The sequence below is a fragment of the Amycolatopsis sp. NPDC114505 genome (assembly GCF_055633615.1).
In genome coordinates, this window is record NZ_JBVKDV010000002.1 from 851,437 (window position 1) to 870,912 (window position 19,476).

Consider the following 19,476-nt stretch of genomic DNA (forward strand, 5'->3'; position numbering starts at 1 on the left):
AGGTTCGAGCAAGGCAAAGTCACGCGAGATACGACGACGTCGCGACCCGCTCGTCGAGCCGCTGGAAGACCAGCGCGGCGGACAGCCAGGCTGTGACGAACGCGAGGCTGCCGAGCACGTCGGTCGGCCAGTGCACGCCGAGGTAGACCCGCGTCCAGGCGATCAGCAGGGCATAGCCGGCCGCGAGCAGCCAGACCGGCCACCGCGGAGCGCGGTCGAACCGGCGCACGACGAGCCAGGCGATGAGCCCGGCGGCCAAGGCGGCGTCGGAGGTGTGGCCCGAGGGGAAGGACAAGCCGCCGGCGTAGACGGCCCAGTCCGCCGTGGGAGGGCGCGGCCGCGCGATCAGTTCGGAGATCGCGAACCGGCCCAGGACGGCGGACAACATCAGCAGCAGAACCAGCACGGCCCGGGTCAGCCGCGCCCGGACCGAGCCCCGCGTGAGCGCGGCGGCGACCAGGAACACCAAGGGAGCGGTGTACGCCGAGGATGCCGTCGAGGTGATCACGGCGGCCGCGGTGGTCCAGCCGGCCGTGCGGTGTGCCACGAACCAGGCGTGCGCGTCGAGGTCGAAGCCGGTGGCCCAGGGCAGGAAGTCACTCGCCGAAGCGAGAAGCGCGAGGAAAACCACGAGCGCGACGGCTGCCGCCCAGAAGGGTTTCCGGACACTCAGGCCGGCAGGGTGCGCCGGCGACGACTTCGAAGCCACGAGACTCGAAACTATGGCGGCGATGGCCAGCAGCGGGTTCCCGGTGCGCTAAAGCGCGTTAACCTGCGAGCACCGGAGGAGGAGCTGATCGCCATGCCGGCTGATCACGACCGGTCGCTGCGATGGGTGCGACGAGGCGCTGTGCTCGTGTGGGCGTTCAGCTGGTACACGATCTACCGCGAGATCTTCGTCTGGCACCACATGACCACGAGCCTGCGTTTCCGCCCACCCGACCCGCCGCCGGGGGTCACCGGCCGGCCGCGCCCGGGCCTGCCGCTGATCGCCGTGTGCACGACGTCGGTGCTCGCGCCTCTGGTAGTCCTGGTGGCGAGCGTCGTGCTGCGCAGCTGGAGGCGAAAGTGATCTCGCTGGGGACCTACGAGAGGGGAAGCTGTGCGGGTGTATCGCGGGTTCGTGCTCGGGTGCGTCGTCGCCGCGGCGGTGAGCGGGTGTGCCGCGCCCTCCGGTGTGACCGCTCCCGCGTCGTCGGTCCCGTCGGCCTCGCCGACCACCAGCCAGTCGACCGAGTCGACCGGGGTGAATCCCGATCCGGCCAAGTTCGTGCCGCAGGTCGTGGCACGCTCGCGCGAGGCGGGCGTCGACCCGCAGCTCGTGCTGGCCGTCCTCTACAACGAGGATTACAAGCCCCACGATCCGCAGCTCGAGCGCTCGTGGCAGCAGCTCAAGCCGGACGCGGCGTTCGGAGTGGCGAACATGCACCGCGCCACGTTCGACGACACCCGCCGCGGGCGGCCGTTCGCCGGCCGGAACTGGCAGGAGCTGCCCGACGACCCGGATCTGGCCATCGAGGCCGAGGCTTGGTATTTGCACGATCTGGCCGCCCAGCTGCCCGCGAAGCACGTCGGCCAGTACACGACCGACGAGCTGCTGGCGCTGGGCTACAACGCCGGGCCCGGCAACATGAAGGCGTTCGCGAAGGGAACCGCACCGGGCACGCAAGCACGGACCTACCTGGACAACCTGCGGGCCAATTGGGCGAAGGCCGGCGCCGCGGTCAAGAACGGCTGAGTCCGGTGGTGTGCGCACCGACGTCCGCGGCGCACACACCACCGGGTTCGTCAGCCGACCCGCTGAACCTTCGCGTGCCGGACGACCTGCTTGCCCGCCTCGTGGATCTTGGCGAAGGCCGAGTTGTTCAGCAGCACACAACTGCCGGACGTCGAGGTGACCGGCACGGTGACGGACTTCGCGTTGTCCAGGTTCGTGACCTTGAGCATGGTGCCGACCGGGAACTGGTTGCTGGACGCGGCGGGAGATCCGGCGTCGCCCGAGAGGGTGACGGTCGATCCGGAGCAGACGACGTCGCCGGAGGCAGCCGCGGAACTCGCGTCCTGAGAGCCGGCCGACTGGCTGTCGGCTGCCTGAGTGTCAGGGGCTTGGGTGCCGCCGGTGGAAGCCGCCGCGACGCAGTCGGCCGCGGCCGTCGCTGCCTGGTCGGCGGCTTGCTGGTCGGCCTTGTTCTTGTTCTTCGCCTTCTGGTCGGCGGCGCCGTTATGGCCCATGGCCATGCCTTGCTGGCCCATCGTGGCCGCGGCGGTGCCGGCGGCCTGGTCGACGCACTGCAGGATGGCGGCGCAGTCCTGACCGGCCGTCGAGTCCTGGGGTGCCGTCGCCGCAGTCGAGTCTGCAGCGCTGTTCTGGCCGGCCATGCCGTTTTGGTCCGCGGCGCCGTTCTGGTTACCCGCGCTGTTCTGATCGGCCATGCCGTTCTGGCTGGCCGCCGCGGTCGGGCTCGCCGTCGCGCTCGTGGTCGCCATGCCGTTGGTGTCCGTGGCGGCGGCCTGCTGGGCGAGGCACTGCTGGACGACCGCGCAGGCTTGCTGTCCGGCCGTTCCCTGGTCGGCGGCGCCGGCCATGTCCTGCGCACCGGCCATGCCGTTCGCGCCGGCCATGTCCTGCTGGTTCACGTCGTTCTGAGCGGCGGCCCCGTTTTTCATCCCTTTCCGGTTCGCCATGCCACTCTGATCGGCCGCCGCGACGGCGTCAGCCGCCCCGGCGACTTTCGCGCAGTCGGCCGCCGCCTTGTTCGCGGCGACCTTCGCCTGGCAGCCGGCGTTCTGCCGGTTCTGCTGGATCTGTCCGGCCTTCGCTTTGCCGTCGGCGATCCGGGCCGCGGACTGGGCGTCCGGTGCGACCTGCTGGCTCGCGATGTAGGTGAGGTTGTTCTGCAATGCCGTGTCGAGGCTGGAACAGTTCGCCGTCGCCGCATTGCTCGCCGGACTGCTCAAGGCGATCGCGGTCGCGGTCGCGCCCGCGACACCCAGCAGGGCGACGAGTCCGATCGTCGCCGGTTTGCGGTGCCGTCCGGCCGTGCGCACGTGGGGCATCAGCCCCTCCTCTCAGGTCGCCACCTCGTCACAGGACACGACGGGCGATGAGAGGAGGTTCACAGAAAGCGCAATTGTCCTTGAAACAAAAGGAGATCCGCGAACGTTCCGATGTACCAGTGCGAAGGTTAGCGTCAGGTTAGCGAGAGCGGAAAGAATTGCTGTCGCCGCTCGGTGCGGTCAAGCCGGCCGGACCAGGCCGACGTCGTAGGCGAGCACGACCGCCTGCACCCGGTCGCGCAGCTCGAGCTTGTTGAGGATGCGCCCGACGTGGGTCTTCACCGTCGCCTCCGACAGCACCAGCTCGTCGGCGATCTCGGCGTTGGACAAACCGCGGGCGAGCTTGCGGAGGACTTCGAGCTCGCGGTCGGTCAGCCGGTCGAGCCCGCGCTCGGTGACCGGGGTTCCGTCGGCCGCCGCCGGGTCGGGGAGCCGGGCGGCCATCGCGTCCAGGAGCCGCCGGGTGACGCTCGGGGCGACGACGGCGTCGCCGCCGGCGACCGCCCGGATCGCGGAGATGAGGTCCTCGGGCGGGACGTTCTTCAGCAGGAACCCGCTCGCGCCCGCTTTCAGGCCGGGAAAGGCGTATTCGTCGACGTCGAACGTGGTCAGGATGAGCACGCGGGAGCGGGGGTGCGTCCGCACGATCTCGCGAGTCGCTTCGATCCCGTCCATCCCGGGCATGCGGACGTCCATCACGACGACGTCGGGGTCGAGTTCGGCGGTGCGGCTGACCGCGGCCGCGCCGTCGGCGGCCTCACCGACGACGGTGAAGTCCGGCCGGGACTCCAGGACCAACCGGAAACCCAGGCGCAGCAACGGTTCGTCGTCGACTAGGAGGATGCTGATCATGTGCCGGCCACCGCCGCGGTGTCACCGGGGACGCGACCGGGTTCGAGCCGGGCCGCGACCCGCCAGCCGCCGCCGGGCCGCGGTCCGGCGGCGACGTCGCCGGCGAAGACGGCGGCGCGTTCCCGCATGCCGCTGAGCCCATGCCCGGCCGCGGGAGCCGCGGTGTCGCGGCCGGCGCCGTCGTCGTCGACTTCGAGCGTGACGACCGGGTCGGCGTAGGTCAGGCGGATGTGCGCGGCCGACGGCCGGACGGCGTGCTTGAGCACGTTGGTCAGCGCTTCCTGGGCGACGCGGTAGAGGGCGAGCCCGGCGGTGGGGGAGAGGGGGAACCGTTCGCCGGTGATCGTCCACGACGTCGGCAGGCCGGTCGTGCGCACCTGGGTGACGAGGTCGTCGATCTGGGCGACCCCGGGTTGCGGCGTGCGAGGGCTTTCCCCGCCGGTGCCGCGCAGCACACCGAGCAGCCGGTGCATTTCGTCGAGTGCTTGGCGTCCGGTCGCGGAGACGTGCAGCGACGCGGTTTCGGCGGCGGCCGCGTCGGTTCGCGCGGCGTAGGCGGCGCCGTCGGCGAGGGCGATCATCACCGACAGGTTGTGCGCGACGATGTCGTGCATCTCCCGGGCGATGGTCGCCCGCTCGCGCGCGGCCGCGATCTGGGACTGCTGGTCGCGTTCGCGTTCGGCGCGCAACGCCCGGTCCCGCAGCGACGCCAGGTAGACCCGGCGCATCCGGACGTTCACGCCGAGCACGAACGCCGCGACGACCATGGCGACGGCGAACACGAACCGGGCGGCGGACTCGGCGAACTCGTCGTTCCGGAAGACCACGACCGCGATCACCACTCCGAGCGCGGCCAGCGCGGTGAGCGCCTGCCGTCGTCCGGTGTGCCCGCCGACCGTGTAGACGGCGACGAGCACCGCGATCACGGTCGGCGGGAACGCCGTGCCGATGAACCCCTGGACCAGCGCGACGGTGCTCGACGCGGCCAAGGTGGTCAGCGGGAGGCGACGGCGGAACGCGAGCGTCGAAACCAGCAGGACACCGAGCCCGAACAGGACCGGACGGGCGCCGGGCGCCACCCCGCGGTGCTCGACGGCGAGCGCGAGCGGCAGCAGCGCACCGGCCAGCAGCACGTCGGTGGCCAGGGGACGGCGGCGGGTCCAGTTCCGGAGCCGGTCGGCTCCGGGCCACCCGCTGACCAGGCCGTGTTCGGACACCGGCCACGCCGCACCCGCGTCGCTCACCCCGCCATCATCCCCCACCGGTCAGGCGTCGCGACGTTCGAGCACCACGACCGCGGCCACGAGCGCCACCGCGACGTAGGCGCAGAACACCGCGAAACCGGTCCACGGCGCGAGCATGACCGGATCCGGTCGCACCGCCAGCAGAGCTTGACCGGCGTTGCTCGGCAGGTACGGAACGATGTGCGGGGCCCAGCTGTCCGGCAGGGCCTCGGCGATCCCGGGCAGCACGAGCAGCAGGCCGAACAAGGTGGCGATGGCGCCGGCCGTGTGCCGGATCAGCCAGCCGAGCGCGACGCCGAGCATGCCCACCACGGTCAGGTAGAGGCCGACGCCGAACACGGCGCGGAACACCCCGGGCGCCGACAGGGTCGTCTCGATGTGCTGGGAGCTGAGGAACGCCTGCCCGCCGAGGAACGCGGCGAAGGAGCTGACCGTGCCCACCACGAACGACACGACCGCGAAGATGGCGAGCTTCGCCCACAGCACCGGTGTCCGGGTGGGCACGGCGGAGAAGGTCGCGCGGATCATCCCGGTCCCGTACTCGCCGGAGACGACGAGCACGCCGAGGACGCCGAGGACCAGTTGCGCGAGGACGTAGCCGCGGATGCTGACGTCGGTCGGGTCGAAGTGGGCTTTGGCCTGGGGACGCATGACCGGCCAGCGGCTCGCGTCGGCGGCCGAGAAGATCCAGCCGAGGGCGATCATGCCGACCACGGTCACGGCGACCGCCAGCGGCGAAGAGCGGACCGTGCGGAACTTCAGCCACTCCGAGCGCAGCACCCGGACGGGCGTCACCTCGAGGTCACCCGGCAGCGACGCCCGCGCGCCGTCGCTGGTGGCCGGGGCGGCGGTGGTCGTCATGACGCGGACCTTTCCTGGGCGCTGGGGGTAACCCGGTATTCGAGAGCGTCGTCGGTGAGCTCCATGAACGCCTGTTCCAGGGACGCCTGAACCGGCGTGAGCTCCTCGAGCGGGACAGCTTCGCGGCAGGCGATCCGGCCGATCTCCGCGCCGTCGAGCCCGCTGACTTCCAGCAGCCCGGGCGCCAGGTCGGTGACGCTGACCCCCGATCCGGCGACCAGGTCGCGCAGCCGCTCGGCTTCCGGCGTACGAACCCGCACGACTCGGCTGGACGCGCGCTGGACGAACTCTTCGACCGAGGTGTCGGCGATGAGCCGGCCCTTGCCGATCACGATCAGGTGCTCGGCGGTCAAAGCCATCTCGCTCATCAAGTGCGAGGAGACGAAGACGGTCCGGCCCTCGGCGGCCAAGCCGCGCAGCAGGTTCCGGATCCAGAGGATGCCCTGCGGGTCGAGCCCGTTGACCGGCTCGTCGAGCACGAGGGTCGCGGGATCGCCGAGCAGCGCGGCGGCGACGCCGAGGCGCTGGCCCATCCCGAGGGAGAACCCGCCGACGCGCTTGCGGGCGACGTCACCGAGGCCGACCAGCTCGATGACCTCGTCGACGCGCCGGCGCGGGATGCCGGTGCTCAACGCGAGGGCCAGCAGGTGGTTGTAGGCGGATCGTCCGGTGTGGACGGCTTTCGCCTCGAGCAAGGCGCCGACCTCGTGCAACGGCGCCGCGTGCTTGCGGTAGAGCTTGCCGTTGACCGTGACCGAGCCGGACGTGGGCGCGTCGAGACCCATGATCATCCGGATGGTCGTGGACTTGCCCGCGCCGTTCGGGCCGAGGAACCCGGTCACCACACCGGGTTTCACCGTGAACGTGAGGTCGTCCACGGCGGTTCTGTCACCGTAGCGTTTGGTTACCGCGCGAGCTTCGATCATGGGGCGTGCTGGTCCTTTCGGCCGGAGTGGCCGAACCCTAGAACCGGACGGGGTGGCGCGACGACGGTCTGACGGGCGATCTCCGGGCGTTCGGCGTGCGACTTCCGGCGTAGCGCGTACGCCGGAAGTCGCATGGCCGGCCGTTCCCGTCACGGCGGAGGAGCGGGCCGAGCCGGCCGCGCTGCTCGACCGGTTGCGGGTCCTGGTCGCCGGCGGGGGTGATGCACTGGCCGCGGAGTTCCGGCGCGGCTTCGGGGGAAACTGAGGGCGACGCGTCAGCCGGCCGGAGTCCAGTCGAGGATGTCGGCGTACGCCGCTTCCACGCCCGCGTTGGTGCGGATGCTCGCCGGGATGCCGCCGGCGTCGGTGATCGCGTGGTTGTTCTTGACCACCACGGACTTCTGGTTGTAGTCGGCGCTGCCGTTCTCCCAGTAGTTGTTCTCGATGTCGAGCGGGTCGTAGGTTCCCTTGTTCAGTGTGTAGTCGGTGTGCTTCGAGCCCCACGCGAGATCGGCGTTGTACAGGCCGTTGCCGGTGATCGTGATGTTCCCCGCGCCGTTGTCGGTGTAGACGGCCTTGCCCGCGCCCTTCTGGTCGTGGATCACGTTGCCGGTGACCTTCTCGCCGCCGGCCATGTTCGGTCCGGTGTTGCCGTTGGTGTAGATCCCGGCGCCATCGGCGAGCAGCTGCATGTGGTCGAAGATCAGGTTGTTCGACAGCGTGTTGTTGTTGCTGTAGTTGGGTTCCGCCTTGATCTTCACCTTGTCCGGCCAGCCGCCCCAGCCGATCGAGATCCCGCTGTAGGGCACGTGGTCGATCTGGTTGTGCGAGACCGTGGTGTGCTCGGTGTAGCCGATGTCCATCCCGATGCCGCCCGCGTACTCCACCGACGTGGTGAACACGTGGTTGTCGAGCAGCCGGTTGCCGCTGGTGTGCTGCGCCGCGGCGGTGGGCAGGGTGATGTCGACGCCGCCGAGCTCCAGCCCGTTGCCGGAGATGTCGGTGAACACGCTGCCCTGCACCAGGTCGTTCTGCGAACCGGTGCCGAGGTCGAGCCCCGCCGCGCCCAGGTGGGTGAACGCGTCCCGCGTGAAGCTGATGTTCTTGTCGTAGGCGAAGGAGACGTTGCCCGGTTCCTTGGTCCAGTTGCCGTACGGGCACTTCCCGCTGTCGACGAACTGGCACAGCCCCTGCTGGTCGAAGCCGTGCGCACCGGTCAGCGTGTAGTTCGCCTGGATCTCGGAGAATCCTTCGGGGGTGCTCGGGAAGTTCCAGGTGGCGTAGGAGAACTGGAGGCCGGCGAACGTGATGTCGTGGACCGGCGCCGAGGCCGTCCCGATGCCGGACACCAGGGTTTCCAGCGCGGGCGCGGTCACCGTCTCCTTGGTGATGTCCTCACCCGGCTTCGGCACGTAGAAGACGGTGTGCGCGGTGTTGTCGAGGTACCACTCGCCGGCGGAAAGCAGCTCGTAGGCGTTTTCCACCGCGGTGGGCAGTTCGGTGATGGCCTGGCGGCCGACCAGCTCGACCGTGCGACCGGAGTCGTCGGTGCGCATCACGCGTTTCGTCGAGTTGTTCCAGCACGGTTGCGCCATCTTGATCGTCGTCGGCGAGATCGTGTTCACCGGGCACCGCGGCTGGGTCCACGCGCCGAGGCCACCGGTGTAGACGAAGTCGATGTCCTTGGGGTTGCGCCAGTTGTCCATCGCGGCCGACGACGTCGTGTAGCCGCCGGTGATCCTGGTCAGCGTCACCGGAAGGGTGCCGGTCGCGCGGGGGACACGGACACCGTTGACGTAGAGCTGGCGCGTCCGCAGCGTCGCGGGGGCGGGCGCGGACCAGATGTTCTTGCCGCTGTCGGCCACTTTCCAGCCGGTGATCGGGACGCCGCCGCTGAGGACCGGCCGGGCGCCGGGCGCGGCGGTCCAGAGCACGCGGTGGCCGTTGGCGCCGGAGTCGGCGGCGGTCAGCTGCAGCGGCGCGCTCAGCGCGTAGGTGCCACCGGCGAGGCTGACGGAGACGTCGCCGGTCATGCCCGGGATCAGCCCGCGCACGAGCTGCTGGGCGCGTTGCAGCGTCCGGACGGCCTGGGCGTCGCTCGTGCCGTCGTGGGTGTCGTCGCCGTTCGGGGCGACGTGGACGACCTGCTGCGGCGCCGACGTCGCCGGGGTCACGATTGCCCCGGTCCCCGCCAGCGCGAGGCCGGTCGCGAACAATGCCGCCTTGACTCGTGTACGCACCGATGACCGTCCTTCGTCGGAGGCTCTGGGCGGCTCAGAGTTTGACCGGCATAACGAGGAACTGTCAACGATTGATCGGATGACTCATCCGGATCAATGGTGTGAATAGGGCTTTTTCGCACTATTATGTTCCGGTCATCGGATCTCTATTTTGGTGGACCCCGGTCAGCCGGACGAGTGGGGACGGGTCAGGCCGAGGTCGTAGGCGAGGATGACTGCCTGGATGCGGTCGCGGGCGCCGACCTTCGAGAGCACCCGGCCCACGTGGGTCTTGACCGTCGACTCCGACAGGACGAGGCGCTCGGCGATCTCGCCGTTGGTCCACCCGCGGCCGATCGCGACCAGGATCTCTTGTTCGCGCTCCGTCAGGGATCGCCAGCGGGCGTCCGTCCGTTCCGGCGGGCCTCCCGCGCCGGCGGGCAGGCGGTGGGCGTACGTGTCGAGCAGCCGCCTGGTCAGCGCGGGAGCGATCACGGCGTCGCCGCCGGCGACGGCGCGGATCCCGGCCAGCAGTTCCTCCGGGTGCGCGTCCTTGAGCAGGAAGCCGCTGGCCCCGGCACGCAGCGCGGCGTAGGCGTACTCGTCCAGGTCGAACGTGGTGAGCGCGAGGACGCGGGAGCGGCCACCGGCGGCGACGATCCGGCGAGTCGCCTCGATGCCGTCCATCCCGGGCATCCGGACGTCCATGAGCACGACGTCCGGCCGCAGGGCCGCCGTCTGCCGCACGGCTTCGGTCCCGTGGGCGGCCTCCCCGGCGACCTCGGTGTCGGGGGTGGCCTCCAGCAGCATCCGGAAGCCGAAGCGCTGCAGCGGCTGGTCGTCGACGATGAGGACGGTGGTCACGCCGTACCGCCGGGGAGCGGGGTGATGTCCAGGACGGCCTGCACGGCCCAGCCGCCGCTCGGCGCGGGACCCGCGTCGACGGTGCCGCCGTACAGAGCGGCGCGTTCGCGCATGCCGGCGAGGCCGTGTCCCTCCTCGGCGGGTGGCTCGAGCCGGCCGGAGCCGTCGGGCCGGCCGGTGTCGTGGACGCGGACCCGCAGCTCCGTGTCCGCGGCGGCGACCGAGACGTCGATCCGGGTGCGCGGACCGGCGTGCTTGAGCGTATTGGTCAGCGCCTCCTGGACGATGCGATAGGCCATCAGCTGCACTCCGTGGTCGAGGGTGTCGAGTTCGCCGGCGGAGCGGTACACGACGTCCGGTCCGGCGGTGCGGAACCGGGTGCAGAGCTGCTCGAGGTCGGCGATGCCCGGCTGGGGGTTGAGGTCGGGGGCGTCCGCGCGGTCACGCAGCACGCCCACCATGCGCCGCAGTTCGCCGAGGGCCTGGCGGCCGGCGTCGCCGACCAGCCGGAGGGCCTGCTTGCTCCGTTCCGGGCTGCCGTCCGCGGCGTACGCGCCGCCGTCGGCGAGAGTGATGATGACCGAGAGGTTGTGGCCGATGATGTCGTGCATTTCGCGGGCGACACGGGCGCGTTCGGTGGCGGCGGCCAGTTTGCTGCGCTGGTCGCGTTCGACCTCCAGCCGGGTCGCCCGATCGCGGAGGCCGGCGAGCTGGGCCCGGCGGATCCGCACCGTCAGCCCGAGCGCGACCGCCGCGGTCACGGCGCTGAGCAGGAAGAACAGCGCTTCCCACAGGGACACCACGCTGAACGTCCGTGAAACCCTGACCGCCACCGGGAACACCAGCGTGACCACGGCCGCGCAGGCCCACGGCAGGCGCCGGAGCCGCCCGTGCAGCACCACGCTGTACAACGCGACGAGCAGGGCGATGTCGGCGCGCAGGAAGACCCCGAGTGACCACTGGACCACGAACGCCGCCGCCACCAGGGCCAGCGCCACCGCCGGAGCCCGCCGCCGCAGCAGGAGCGGGAGCAAGAGCCCGGCCTGCAGTGCCACGGTGGCGCCCGCCGGCAGCTGGGTGAACGTCTGCAGCAGCCGCTCCGGACCGGGATCGTCCTCGTACGGGACCAGGTCGGGCAGGCAGAACATCAGGAACATCACGGCGATGACGGCGACGTCCAGCACCCAGGGCCGGCGCCGGTCCGCCTGCCGGAGCCACTGGCCGGCCCGCGTCAGCCGGCCGACGGCGGAGTGGGCGGGCCACACTCCGTCGCCGGCCGGGTCGCTGCCGCTCACGGGGTTCACGTGGTCATCGTGGACGACGATCGCCGGTACCGGGAACTCAGGCGTCGGACCGGACCAGGCGGACGGCGGCGCCACCCAGCGCCAGCGCTGTCCAGCCCAGGAACACGAGCAGCCCGGCGGTGGGGGAGAGGCTGGTGCTGTCGTGGGTCAGGGCGAACATCGACTGGCCCGCGTTGCTGGGCAGGTAGGGGCCGATGTCGGCCTGCCAGGTCTTCGGGAGCAGCGAGATGAGGCCCGGGACCAGCATGAGCGCGGCGACGAGGACCGAGATGCCGCCGGCGACCGAACGCAGGAGCGCGCCCAGCGCCACGCCGAGCACGCCGACGAGCCCGAGGTAGAGGCCGGCGCCCAGGAGAGTGCGGACGACGCCCGGGTCCGACAGCGTCATGGCCGCCGGGGTGCCGGAGACGATGGAGCTCCCGAAGAGGAACGCGGCGAACGCGCCGACCACGCCCAGCAGGAGCGCGACGAGACCGAACACCACCGACTTGGACCACAGCACCGGCAGCCGGCGCGGAACCGCCGCGAGCGTCGAGCGGACCATCCCGGTCGAGTACTCGCCGGCGGCGACCAGCACACCGAGAACCCCGAGCGCCAGCTGGGTGAAGTTGGTCCCGAACAGAGAAAGACCGACCGCGGTGGCGCCCGCGAAGTCCGGGTCGATCGGCTGGCCGGAAGTGATGTTCGAGCGGTAGCGGGCGGCCGAGATCAAGCCGAACGCCAGCAGGAACACCAGACCGAGCCCCAGGGTGATCCAGGTGGAGCGCAGCGACCACAGCTTCGTCCACTCCGAGCGCAGGACGTTGCGCGTGGTCACCCGGTAGACCGGCCGGGCGGGCGCCGCTGTCGCGGCCGGGCTCGTGGTCATGGTGCTCATGCCGCCCTCCCGAGCGCGTCGGTGCCGGTGGTGACGCCGTGGTACTCGACGGCGTCGCGGGTCAGGTCCATGAACGCCTCTTCGAGGGAGACCGAGCGCGCGGTCAGTTCGAACAGCGCGATGCCGTGCTCGGCCGCCTTGAGCCCGATCGCCCGGGCGGACAGACCGGTGACCTGCAGCTCCTCGGAACCGGCGTGGCCGCTGATCTCGACGCCGGGCCCGGCGAGGATCTCGCGCAGCCGCGCCGGGTCGGCGGTGGCCACCTGGACGGTGTCGCCGCCCGCCTCCCGGACGAGGTCGTCGACCGTGGTGTCGGCGAGCAGCCGGCCGCGGCCGACGACGATGAGGTGTTCGGCGACCAGCGCCATCTCGCTCATCAGGTGCGAGGACACGAAGACGGTGCGCCCGTCGGCGGCGAGCCGGGTGAGCAGGTTCCGGATCCACAGGACGCCTTCGGGGTCGAGCCCGTTGACCGGTTCGTCGAGCATGACGGTGGCCGGGTCGCCGAGCAGGGCCGCGGCGATCCCCAGGCGCTGGCCCATGCCGAGTGAGAAGCCGCCCACGCGTTTCTTCGCCACCGACTGCAGCCCGGTCAGCTCGATGACCTCGTCCACCCGCCGTCGCGGGATGCCGTGCGTCTGGGCCTGGGCGAGCAGGTGGTGGTAGGCCGACCGTCCCGGGTGGACGGACTTCGCCTCGAGCAGGACACCGACTTCCTGCAGCGGGGCGGTGTGCTGGGCGTAGTGGCGGCCGTTGACCCGGACCGAGCCGCCGGTGGGGGCGTCCAGCCCGACGATCAGCCGCATGGTGGTGGACTTGCCCGCGCCGTTCGGCCCGAGAAAGCCGGTGACGGCGCCCGGCCGGACGGTGAAGTCGAGCCGGTCGACGGCGGTCTTCTCCCCGTAGCGCTTGGTCAGCTGGTGTGCCTCGATCATCGTGGTCATCCCCTGGGTACGCGGGCCGGGTGTCCCGGCTCGTCCTGCCCGCAACGGTAGGGAGGGAAACCGGGGCGGCCGTGGTACCGCGGGTGGCAATCCCGCGAACCCGTAGTACCGCGGTACGACGCGGAGACGGCCTCGCCCGCCGGCTCACGCGCGTTCGGCGGGCGCGTGGACCTGGATGTCTCCGTCCTGTTCCCGGACCGCGAACAGGGGCAGTGGCGGGATGTCCACCCGGAGGTCGTAGTGCACGATCTCGCCGGTCAGCGCGAAGATCGCGTTGTGGCAGGGGCAACGCAGCCGGCTGGTGGAGGTGACGAGCCGCAGGCGGCAGCCCCGGTGGGTGCAGGTCGAAGACACCGCGCGCAGGCCGTCCGGGGTCCGCTGGACGAAGCCGATCAAGGTGTCCAGCTCGAATTCGCGCACGCCACCGGCCGGCAGGTCGGCGCTCGCCGCGACCGTGCGCCAGGCGCCCGCGACCGGCGGTGGCGAGGCGGGCGCGTCGGCGCTTGGGACGAGACGATCGATTCCGACGCCCGCGGCGAGCGAGGCCGCGGCGACACCGGCGGTCCGGACCACGCGGCGGCGGGTGTGTGACCGATCGGGGGCGGGTGCGTCGAGCCGGGCCGCTTGTGACGCGGCGAAACGGGGTCGTCGGCCCAGACGTCGACCAGCCGATCGCCCGCGGCCGGCACCGCGGCTCCGTCGAGCACGGTCAGGTTTGCGCTTTAGGTGGGTGTGAGACCAAGACGAGATATCCCCAGCCGGCCAAGGATTCCATGAACCACCGGCCAGCGCTTCGGACGTGGTCAGCCCGCCGGCGTTCTGCACCACCACGTCGACGGCGTGCAGCAGCCGTGGCATGTCCTCGACCCACCCGAAAACGTGCCCGTGACCCGCGACCGTGAGCTGCTCGCGCAGTGCGGCGTTGCGGCCGCAGACGACGACCGGGATCGCGGCGCCGGACGCGGCGACGTCGGCGGTCGTCTCGCGGACGTCGCCCACGCCCCACGATCCGGCGACGACCAGGGCCAGGCGACCTCGCTCGGGCAGGCCGAAGGCTCGCCGCGCCTCGCTTCGTTCCGCCGCCATCGGCGGGCGGAACCGCCTGCCGACCAAGGGTGCCGCCACGGCCACGTCCGGTGCGCCGAACGCCCGGGCCTCGCTTGCGGCGTAGCGGTTCTGGGCCAGGTGCAGATCGGCCGACGGATGCACGCACAGCCGGTGCACGGCGGGATCCGTGAGGTACACCGCGAGTGGAGCCGCCAGGGTGCGGGTGCCGCGCAGTGCGGCGAGCGCTGGGGTGGCGGCCGGCGCACCGGCGCCCGCCAGCACGCAGTAGAGCGTGACGTACGCACTGGCGAACGACGCCACGCTCCCGGCGAGCACCCGGCCGTGGATGCCGGTACCGAGCGGGCCGAACAGATCGGGGATCTCGAGCACGCCGGCGGCCAGGATCACCGGCGTCGCCGGCAGGAACGAGAACCGGGCGGCGTCCTCGTGCGACAGCCCGCGCAGCGGCCCGGCCGTCATCGTGACCCCGGAGCGGCTGATCCCGGGCTGCAGGGCGAGCACCTGCGCGGTGCCGATGAGGATGCCGCGGCCGAAGGACATCCGGGACAGCTCGGCGGCTCGGTCGGCGAACTTGCTGTCCAGATCGGACACCAGCGGTGGGTTCCGTTGGGCCAGGATCGGGCGCAGCGGTCGAGCGCGGTCAGCTGAAACCTGGTGAACTTCTGCCCGGCCTTCAACTTCGCTTCCCGGACATCGATCGCGAGGTCGAGGTAGCCGAACTTCTTCGGCGGCTGACCATCCACATCGGACACCCCGGCTGGGCTGGAGTGGCGGAAAGGCCTACCCGGAAATCCCGGGCAGGCCGTCGTCGCGCGTGTTACTCCGTGGAGAAGTCCGCCATCATCGCCATGTCCTCGTGTTCGAGGTTGTGGCAGTGCAGCATGTACCGGCCCGCGTAGTCCGTGAACTTCACCGCCACCTCCACGGCTTCCGACGGGCGGACGTCGACCGTGTCCTTCCAGCCCGCGTCGTACGGGCCCGGCGCGTGGCCGTTGCGGCTCAGCACCTGGAAGTGGTTCAGGTGCAGGTGCACCGGGTGGTGGACGTCGCTCGTGAAGCGCCAGATCTCCGTCGTGCCGAGTTTGGCGCGCGCCAGGTCGCGGCCCGGGGTGTAAGGGGCGCCGTTGATCGTCCAGGAGCCCGACGACTTCTGGAACAGGAAGTCCCGCGTCGTCGTCGCGCCGGCCCGGTTCAGGACCGCGATCTCCGACAGCTTCGCCGGGACGTGGCTGTCGTCCGCGACACGGCCGTCGGTGCCGACGTCGAAGCACATCACCTCGGCCGTCCCGCCCGAGCCGAGCTTGTTGACGAGCCGGACGCGCGTGCCCTGCTCGTAGCGCGCGAAGTCGATCACGACGTCGAAGCGTTCGGCGGGGGAGACGTCGATGCTGTCGTGGGTGAGCGGGCTCGCCAGCAGGCCGCCGTCGCCGCCGATCTGGACCAGAGCGCCGCCGCCCGGAGGCTGCGGGTTCAGCGCCAGTGAATACCGCCGGGCGTTGGAGCCGTTGAGAATCCGGAAGCGGTAACGGGCGCGGTCGGCGCGCAACACCGGCCACGGCGCGCCGTTGACGAGGATGACGTCACCGAGCACGCCGTCCATGTAGGCCGCCGAGACGCCGGGCAGCTGCTGGCCCCCGGCGAGCGCGGGGTAGGTGAAGCTGCCGTCCGCGCCGAACGACCGGTCGCAGATCATCAGCGGGATGTCCCGTTTCCCTTGCGGCAGCGGCAAACCCGCTTCTTCGTCGTCCGTCACGAGGTGGAAGCCGGCCAGGCCCTGCCAGACGTTGGCGGCGGTGAAGCCCATCCGGTGGTCGTGGTACCAGAGCGTCGCGGCGCGCTGGTCCAACGGATACGTGTGGGTGCGGCTGGTCTGCCCGCCGCCGGTGTCGAGCTTCGCCATGCCCGCCATCCCGGACATCGCCGCCATGCCGGTCATCCCCGACGCCGGGTTCGCCTGCTCGCCGCCGACGGGGTGCACGAGCTCGGTGGGGTAGCCGTCGCTGTCGGCTGGGGTGTGCCCGCCGTGCAGGTGTACCACGGTCGGGTGCGGCAGCTGGTTGGTGTGCTTCACGACGGCTTTGCGCCCGGCGGGCGTCCGCAGGGTGGGGCCGGGGAAACTGCCCTGGTAGGTCCACGCCTCGGTGGTGAGCCCGGGCAGGATGCCCAGAGCCGCCGGCCGCTGGACGATCTCGTAGAAGTCCGTGGTCGCGTCGCTGCGGACCGGGGCGAGCACCGGCGGGATCGGCAGTTCGGCGCGGAACGGTGGCGGCACGGGTGCCCGGCTGGACAGCAGCAGCCCGGGCTGGCCGTCGGCGAACAACTCGCGCAGGAACGGCGTCCCGGCGACAGCGAGCGCACCGGCGCCGGCCAGGGCCACGGTGCTGACGCCGAGGAACCGGCGGCGGCTCATCGCGGGGCTCACGCCGGGGCTCCGGCGTAGCGCGACACCGGCTGCTTCGCCCACGAGAGCATGACGATCCGGACGACGAGGTAGAGCAACGCGGCCCCGAGCGGCACGTGCACGACCAGGTCCCGGGTGAAGCCCAGCACGATCTGCGCGGCGCAGAGCACGAGCGCCAGCGCGGCGAACAGCGCGGGACGGCCCGGACCGCGGCCCCCGCGCCACACCACCAGTGCGGCCAGCAGCGTGGGCAACAGGGCTACCGCGAAGAGCATGCCCGACATGCGGTGCGCGGACAGCATCGAATAGTGGCCCTGCAGGAAGGCGCCGGCCAGCACCGGCTGCAGGCAGGCGAGCGCGGCCGCCACGACGGCGCTCGCCCGCAGCAGCACGAGCGCGCCGCTGCTGATCGGGTTGTGGACAGGGTCCATCACAAGACTCGTTTCTCCGTGGGGACTTCGGGAGGAAGCGGTAAAGTTTCTGTCACTGAAAAATTACTGTAGCAGAAAATATTCGGCCGGTGCACTAAGCTGGTGACATGAGTCCGCGAACGGTGAACTGGGCTGCCTCACGCACCCGGCGCGACGGGGAGTCCGAGGTCGAGGGACTTCGAGAGCGCAAGAAGCGGCTGATGCGCCAGCAGCTCTCGGACACGGCGACCGAGATGTTCGTCGAGCGGGGCTTCGACGCCGTGCGCGTGGCGGAGATCGCCGAGGCGTGCGGGGTGTCGGAGAAGACCGTCTTCAACTACTTCCCGACCAAGGAGGCGCTGATCCTCGACCACCCGGACACGGCGCTGATCGCGCTGCGGACCGACCTGGCCGAGCCCGGTGTGTCCCCGGTCGAAGCGACGCTGCGGATCCTCGCGGAGGAGCGCGCCGCCGTCCTGTCCTGGCTGGTCGAGCAGGACGACCAGGCCGAGGCGATCGCGAAGTCCCGGCGCTTCGGCCTGCTGATCGCGACCACGCCGGCGCTGCGCGCGCACCGCCTGGAGATGACCGAACAGCTGGTCGTGGTCGCCGCCGAGGCGCTGGCCGAGCGGGCCGGGACCACGCCGGACGAGCCGGAACCGCGGGTGCTGGCGGCCGCGCTCGTCGCGCTCTGGCAGATCCAGTTCCAGTCGATGGCCAAGCACCTCGACGTCACCCGCACGCCGGAGCAGGTCGAGAACTTGGTCGCGGCCGACGTCGGCCGCGCGGCGCGGCTCGTCGAAGCGGGGCTCGCGGCCCTCCCGGAGTTCGCGGGGCGGGACTGAGCCCGGCTCGGACTTACTCGGGCTGGTCGGATGTACCCGCGTCGGGCGTACGCCTGATCAACTCAGCCGCGCTTCGCAAGAGCCCTTTCGGAGCTCCGGCGGCGCTGTGAAGTTCAGAGGCGAGCTGCCGGGGAGCCGACACCGCGGAGAAGCGTGTCCACGACCGCGGTGGCGAGCACGTCGGGGTCTTCGGCGTCGGTGTCGGTGTGGCAGACCTCGTCGATGAGGGCGCGGTAGACGCGGGTAGCCCAGTGAGGGTCCACGTCGTCGCGGAGCAGGCCGGCCTCTTGGGCGCGGCGGAACAGTTCGTCGCAGCGGGCCAGCAGGCCGGCCATGCCGGGGTCGGTGTGGCCGTTCTGGTTCATCGCGAACGCCCAGCTTCGCTTGACCCGCAACACGTTCGCCGTCACTTGGTACAGGGCGACCAGGGGCGGGGTCGTCTCGGGACGGGCCGCGTCGACCGCGGCGTGGAACTGCTCGTCGGCCCAGGTGGACAACGCGTCGAGCAGGGCCTCGCGGGTGGCGAAACGGCGGTGCACCGTGGACCGGGCGACGCCGGCGGCGTCGGCGACCTGCTCGATGGTCGCCGCCGGGTTCTCGCCGTAGACCTGCTCGGCGGCTTCGAGGATCGTGCGCATCGTTCTCGCGGAGTCCGCTCGATGCGGCCGGTCCTGCTTCGTCACGGCGTCAGGCTACGTGACGGTCTTACCCGTGACTCGACTTGCGACACGTCTGACGCAAGTTGTGCTTCAATGGCGTCATCAACGGTGCAGAGCAGAGGGAGCAGTCGTGGACCTGCAGTTGAAGGGGAAGACCGTGCTGGTCACGGGGGCGAGCCGGGGGATCGGGCTGGCCATCGCACGGACCTTGGTGGCCGAAGGCGCGACGGTGATCGGCGCCGCGCGCACGGTGTCCGAGGAGCTGGCCGCCAGCGGCGCCCACCCGGTGGTGGCCGACCTGTCGACGCCGTCCGGCCCGGACGACCTCGTGACGTCGGTGGTGGCCGAGCACGGCGACCTCGACGTCCTGGTCAACAATGTCGGCGGGGGAAATGAGCAGGACCAGCGGGAGCTGCGGGACTTCTTCGGCTACGACGACGCGGCGTGGCAGCGTCAGTTCGACCTGAACTTCTTCTCGGCGGTGCGCGCTTGCCGGGCCGCGATCGCCGGACTGACCCGCCGTCGCGGGTTGATCGTGAACATCTCCTCCATCGGGGCGCGGGTGCCCCACGACGGGCCGGTGCCCTACACCACCGCGAAGGCCGCGCTGACCGCGTTCAGCAAGGCGCTGGCCGAGGAGGTCGGTGAGCAGGGCGTGCGCGTGGTGACGGTGTCGCCTGGGCCGACGCGGACGTCGCTGTGGACCGACCCCGACGGTTTCGGTGGCGCTGTCGCCGCGGCGCAGGGGGTGGCGCACGCCGACCTGCTGGCCGGCCTGGCGGCGGCGTCCGGGATCCGGTCCGGCCGCATGGTCGAGCCGGACGAGGTCGCGTCGTTGGTTGCCTACCTGGCCTCGCCGCGGGCCGCGAGCATCACCGGGCAGGACTACCTGGTCGACGGCGGTGCTGTGAAAACCGCCTGATCTCGGAGCAGGTGGTGCAGCTG

The 19,476-nt window shown here is 71.2% G+C and carries 19 protein-coding genes and 1 pseudogene; 4 read left to right on the forward strand and 16 right to left on the reverse strand.

Translation table 11 applies throughout. The features are described 5' to 3' along the window. Positions 1-19 precede the first annotated feature (19 nt). Positions 20-709 (reverse strand): phosphatase PAP2 family protein, encoded by a 690-nt coding sequence (locus ACZ7OU_RS22055; protein WP_470256452.1) that lies wholly within the window; start codon positions 707-709, stop codon positions 20-22. Positions 710-802: 93 nt separating this feature from the next. Between ACZ7OU_RS22055 and ACZ7OU_RS22060 the strand changes: the two genes are divergently transcribed. Then, positions 803-1,072: a hypothetical protein gene (locus ACZ7OU_RS22060; RefSeq protein ID WP_470256453.1), complete on the forward strand. Its 270-nt coding sequence runs from the start codon at positions 803-805 to the stop codon at positions 1,070-1,072. A 30-nt stretch (positions 1,073-1,102) separates the two neighbouring features. Further along, positions 1,103-1,738: a lysozyme family protein gene (locus ACZ7OU_RS22065; protein ID WP_470256454.1), complete on the forward strand. Its 636-nt coding sequence runs from the start codon at positions 1,103-1,105 to the stop codon at positions 1,736-1,738. A 50-nt stretch (positions 1,739-1,788) separates the two neighbouring features. On the opposite strand, the gene ACZ7OU_RS22070 is transcribed toward ACZ7OU_RS22065, so the two are convergent. The 14 genes and pseudogenes from ACZ7OU_RS22070 to ACZ7OU_RS22135 all read right to left on the reverse strand — a co-directional run bounded on the left by ACZ7OU_RS22070 (position 1,789) and on the right by ACZ7OU_RS22135 (position 17,048). Then, positions 1,789-3,057, reverse strand: a complete 1,269-nt coding sequence (locus tag ACZ7OU_RS22070) for a hypothetical protein (protein ID WP_470256455.1) — start codon at positions 3,055-3,057, stop codon at positions 1,789-1,791. A gap of 180 nt (positions 3,058-3,237) precedes the next feature. After that, a complete protein-coding gene (locus ACZ7OU_RS22075; protein ID WP_470256456.1) occupies positions 3,238-3,909 on the reverse strand; it encodes a response regulator in 672 nt (223 codons plus the stop codon). After that, positions 3,906-5,153 (reverse strand): sensor histidine kinase, encoded by a 1,248-nt coding sequence (locus ACZ7OU_RS22080; protein WP_470256457.1) that lies wholly within the window; start codon positions 5,151-5,153, stop codon positions 3,906-3,908. Before ACZ7OU_RS22080 ends, ACZ7OU_RS22075 begins: the two co-directional genes overlap by 4 nt. 21 nt (positions 5,154-5,174) lie before the next feature. Further along, positions 5,175-6,014: an ABC transporter permease gene (locus tag ACZ7OU_RS22085; RefSeq protein WP_470256458.1), complete on the reverse strand. Its 840-nt coding sequence runs from the start codon at positions 6,012-6,014 to the stop codon at positions 5,175-5,177. Further along, positions 6,011-6,940 (reverse strand): ABC transporter ATP-binding protein, encoded by a 930-nt coding sequence (locus tag ACZ7OU_RS22090; protein WP_470256459.1) that lies wholly within the window; start codon positions 6,938-6,940, stop codon positions 6,011-6,013. The genes ACZ7OU_RS22085 and ACZ7OU_RS22090 overlap by 4 nt, the downstream gene beginning before the upstream one ends. Positions 6,941-7,215: 275 nt before the next feature. Beyond that, positions 7,216-9,180, reverse strand: coding sequence for a right-handed parallel beta-helix repeat-containing protein (locus ACZ7OU_RS22095; RefSeq protein WP_470256460.1), 1,965 nt, complete (start codon positions 9,178-9,180; stop codon positions 7,216-7,218). Between the two features lie 165 nt (positions 9,181-9,345). Next, complete coding sequence (locus tag ACZ7OU_RS22100) at positions 9,346-10,023, reverse strand: response regulator (RefSeq protein WP_470256461.1); 678 nt, start codon at positions 10,021-10,023, stop codon at positions 9,346-9,348. Next, positions 10,020-11,327 (reverse strand): sensor histidine kinase, encoded by a 1,308-nt coding sequence (locus ACZ7OU_RS22105; RefSeq protein ID WP_470256462.1) that lies wholly within the window; start codon positions 11,325-11,327, stop codon positions 10,020-10,022. The genes ACZ7OU_RS22100 and ACZ7OU_RS22105 overlap by 4 nt, the downstream gene beginning before the upstream one ends. 37 nt (positions 11,328-11,364) lie before the next feature. After that, positions 11,365-12,204, reverse strand: a complete 840-nt coding sequence (locus ACZ7OU_RS22110) for an ABC transporter permease (RefSeq protein WP_470256463.1) — start codon at positions 12,202-12,204, stop codon at positions 11,365-11,367. Next, positions 12,201-13,139: an ABC transporter ATP-binding protein gene (locus tag ACZ7OU_RS22115; RefSeq protein WP_470238228.1), complete on the reverse strand. Its 939-nt coding sequence runs from the start codon at positions 13,137-13,139 to the stop codon at positions 12,201-12,203. Before ACZ7OU_RS22115 ends, ACZ7OU_RS22110 begins: the two co-directional genes overlap by 4 nt. A gap of 153 nt (positions 13,140-13,292) precedes the next feature. Next, positions 13,293-14,234 carry a Rieske (2Fe-2S) protein gene (locus ACZ7OU_RS22120; protein WP_470257645.1) on the reverse strand — a complete coding sequence of 314 codons (942 nt, stop codon included), beginning with the start codon at positions 14,232-14,234 and terminating at the stop codon, positions 13,293-13,295. A 216-nt stretch (positions 14,235-14,450) separates the two neighbouring features. Next, a pseudogene (locus tag ACZ7OU_RS22125) lies at positions 14,451-14,765 on the reverse strand (undecaprenyl-diphosphate phosphatase); the annotation flags it as partial. Positions 14,766-15,033: 268 nt separating this feature from the next. Continuing rightward, a complete protein-coding gene (locus tag ACZ7OU_RS22130) occupies positions 15,034-16,638 on the reverse strand; it encodes a multicopper oxidase family protein (RefSeq protein WP_470256464.1) in 1,605 nt (534 codons plus the stop codon). Continuing rightward, positions 16,635-17,048 carry a hypothetical protein gene (locus ACZ7OU_RS22135; RefSeq protein ID WP_470256465.1) on the reverse strand — a complete coding sequence of 138 codons (414 nt, stop codon included), beginning with the start codon at positions 17,046-17,048 and terminating at the stop codon, positions 16,635-16,637. The genes ACZ7OU_RS22130 and ACZ7OU_RS22135 overlap by 4 nt, the downstream gene beginning before the upstream one ends. 107 nt (positions 17,049-17,155) lie before the next feature. Here ACZ7OU_RS22135 and ACZ7OU_RS22140 point away from each other — a divergent pair, with 107 nt between their 5' ends. After that, on the forward strand, positions 17,156-17,872 hold the full coding sequence (locus ACZ7OU_RS22140) for a TetR family transcriptional regulator (RefSeq protein ID WP_470256466.1): 717 nt from the start codon (positions 17,156-17,158) through the stop codon (positions 17,870-17,872). 113 nt (positions 17,873-17,985) lie between these two features. Here the strand turns inward: ACZ7OU_RS22140 and ACZ7OU_RS22145 are convergent, their stop codons facing one another. Further along, entirely contained in the window at positions 17,986-18,555 is a 570-nt protein-coding gene (locus tag ACZ7OU_RS22145) for a TetR/AcrR family transcriptional regulator (protein WP_470256467.1), read from the reverse strand. A gap of 106 nt (positions 18,556-18,661) precedes the next feature. Between ACZ7OU_RS22145 and ACZ7OU_RS22150 the strand changes: the two genes are divergently transcribed. Then, on the forward strand, positions 18,662-19,453 hold the full coding sequence (locus ACZ7OU_RS22150) for an SDR family NAD(P)-dependent oxidoreductase (RefSeq protein ID WP_470256468.1): 792 nt from the start codon (positions 18,662-18,664) through the stop codon (positions 19,451-19,453). The last annotated feature ends 23 nt before the right edge of the window (positions 19,454-19,476 follow it).

Coding starts and splice junctions, on each gene's coding strand:
- ACZ7OU_RS22110 (WP_470256463.1), bottom strand. CDS start 12,204: ATGAGCACCATGACCACGAGCCCGGCCGCGACAGCGGCGCCCGCCCGG.
- ACZ7OU_RS22070 (WP_470256455.1), bottom strand. CDS start 3,057: ATGCCCCACGTGCGCACGGCCGGACGGCACCGCAAACCGGCGACGATC.
- ACZ7OU_RS22075 (WP_470256456.1), bottom strand. CDS start 3,909: ATGATCAGCATCCTCCTAGTCGACGACGAACCGTTGCTGCGCCTGGGT.
- ACZ7OU_RS22085 (WP_470256458.1), bottom strand. CDS start 6,014: ATGACGACCACCGCCGCCCCGGCCACCAGCGACGGCGCGCGGGCGTCG.
- ACZ7OU_RS22115 (WP_470238228.1), bottom strand. CDS start 13,139: ATGATCGAGGCACACCAGCTGACCAAGCGCTACGGGGAGAAGACCGCC.
- ACZ7OU_RS22060 (WP_470256453.1), top strand. CDS start 803: ATGCCGGCTGATCACGACCGGTCGCTGCGATGGGTGCGACGAGGCGCT.
- ACZ7OU_RS22140 (WP_470256466.1), top strand. CDS start 17,156: ATGAGTCCGCGAACGGTGAACTGGGCTGCCTCACGCACCCGGCGCGAC.
- ACZ7OU_RS22090 (WP_470256459.1), bottom strand. CDS start 6,940: ATGATCGAAGCTCGCGCGGTAACCAAACGCTACGGTGACAGAACCGCC.
- ACZ7OU_RS22120 (WP_470257645.1), bottom strand. CDS start 14,234: ATGGCGGCGGAACGAAGCGAGGCGCGGCGAGCCTTCGGCCTGCCCGAG.
- ACZ7OU_RS22135 (WP_470256465.1), bottom strand. CDS start 17,048: ATGGACCCTGTCCACAACCCGATCAGCAGCGGCGCGCTCGTGCTGCTG.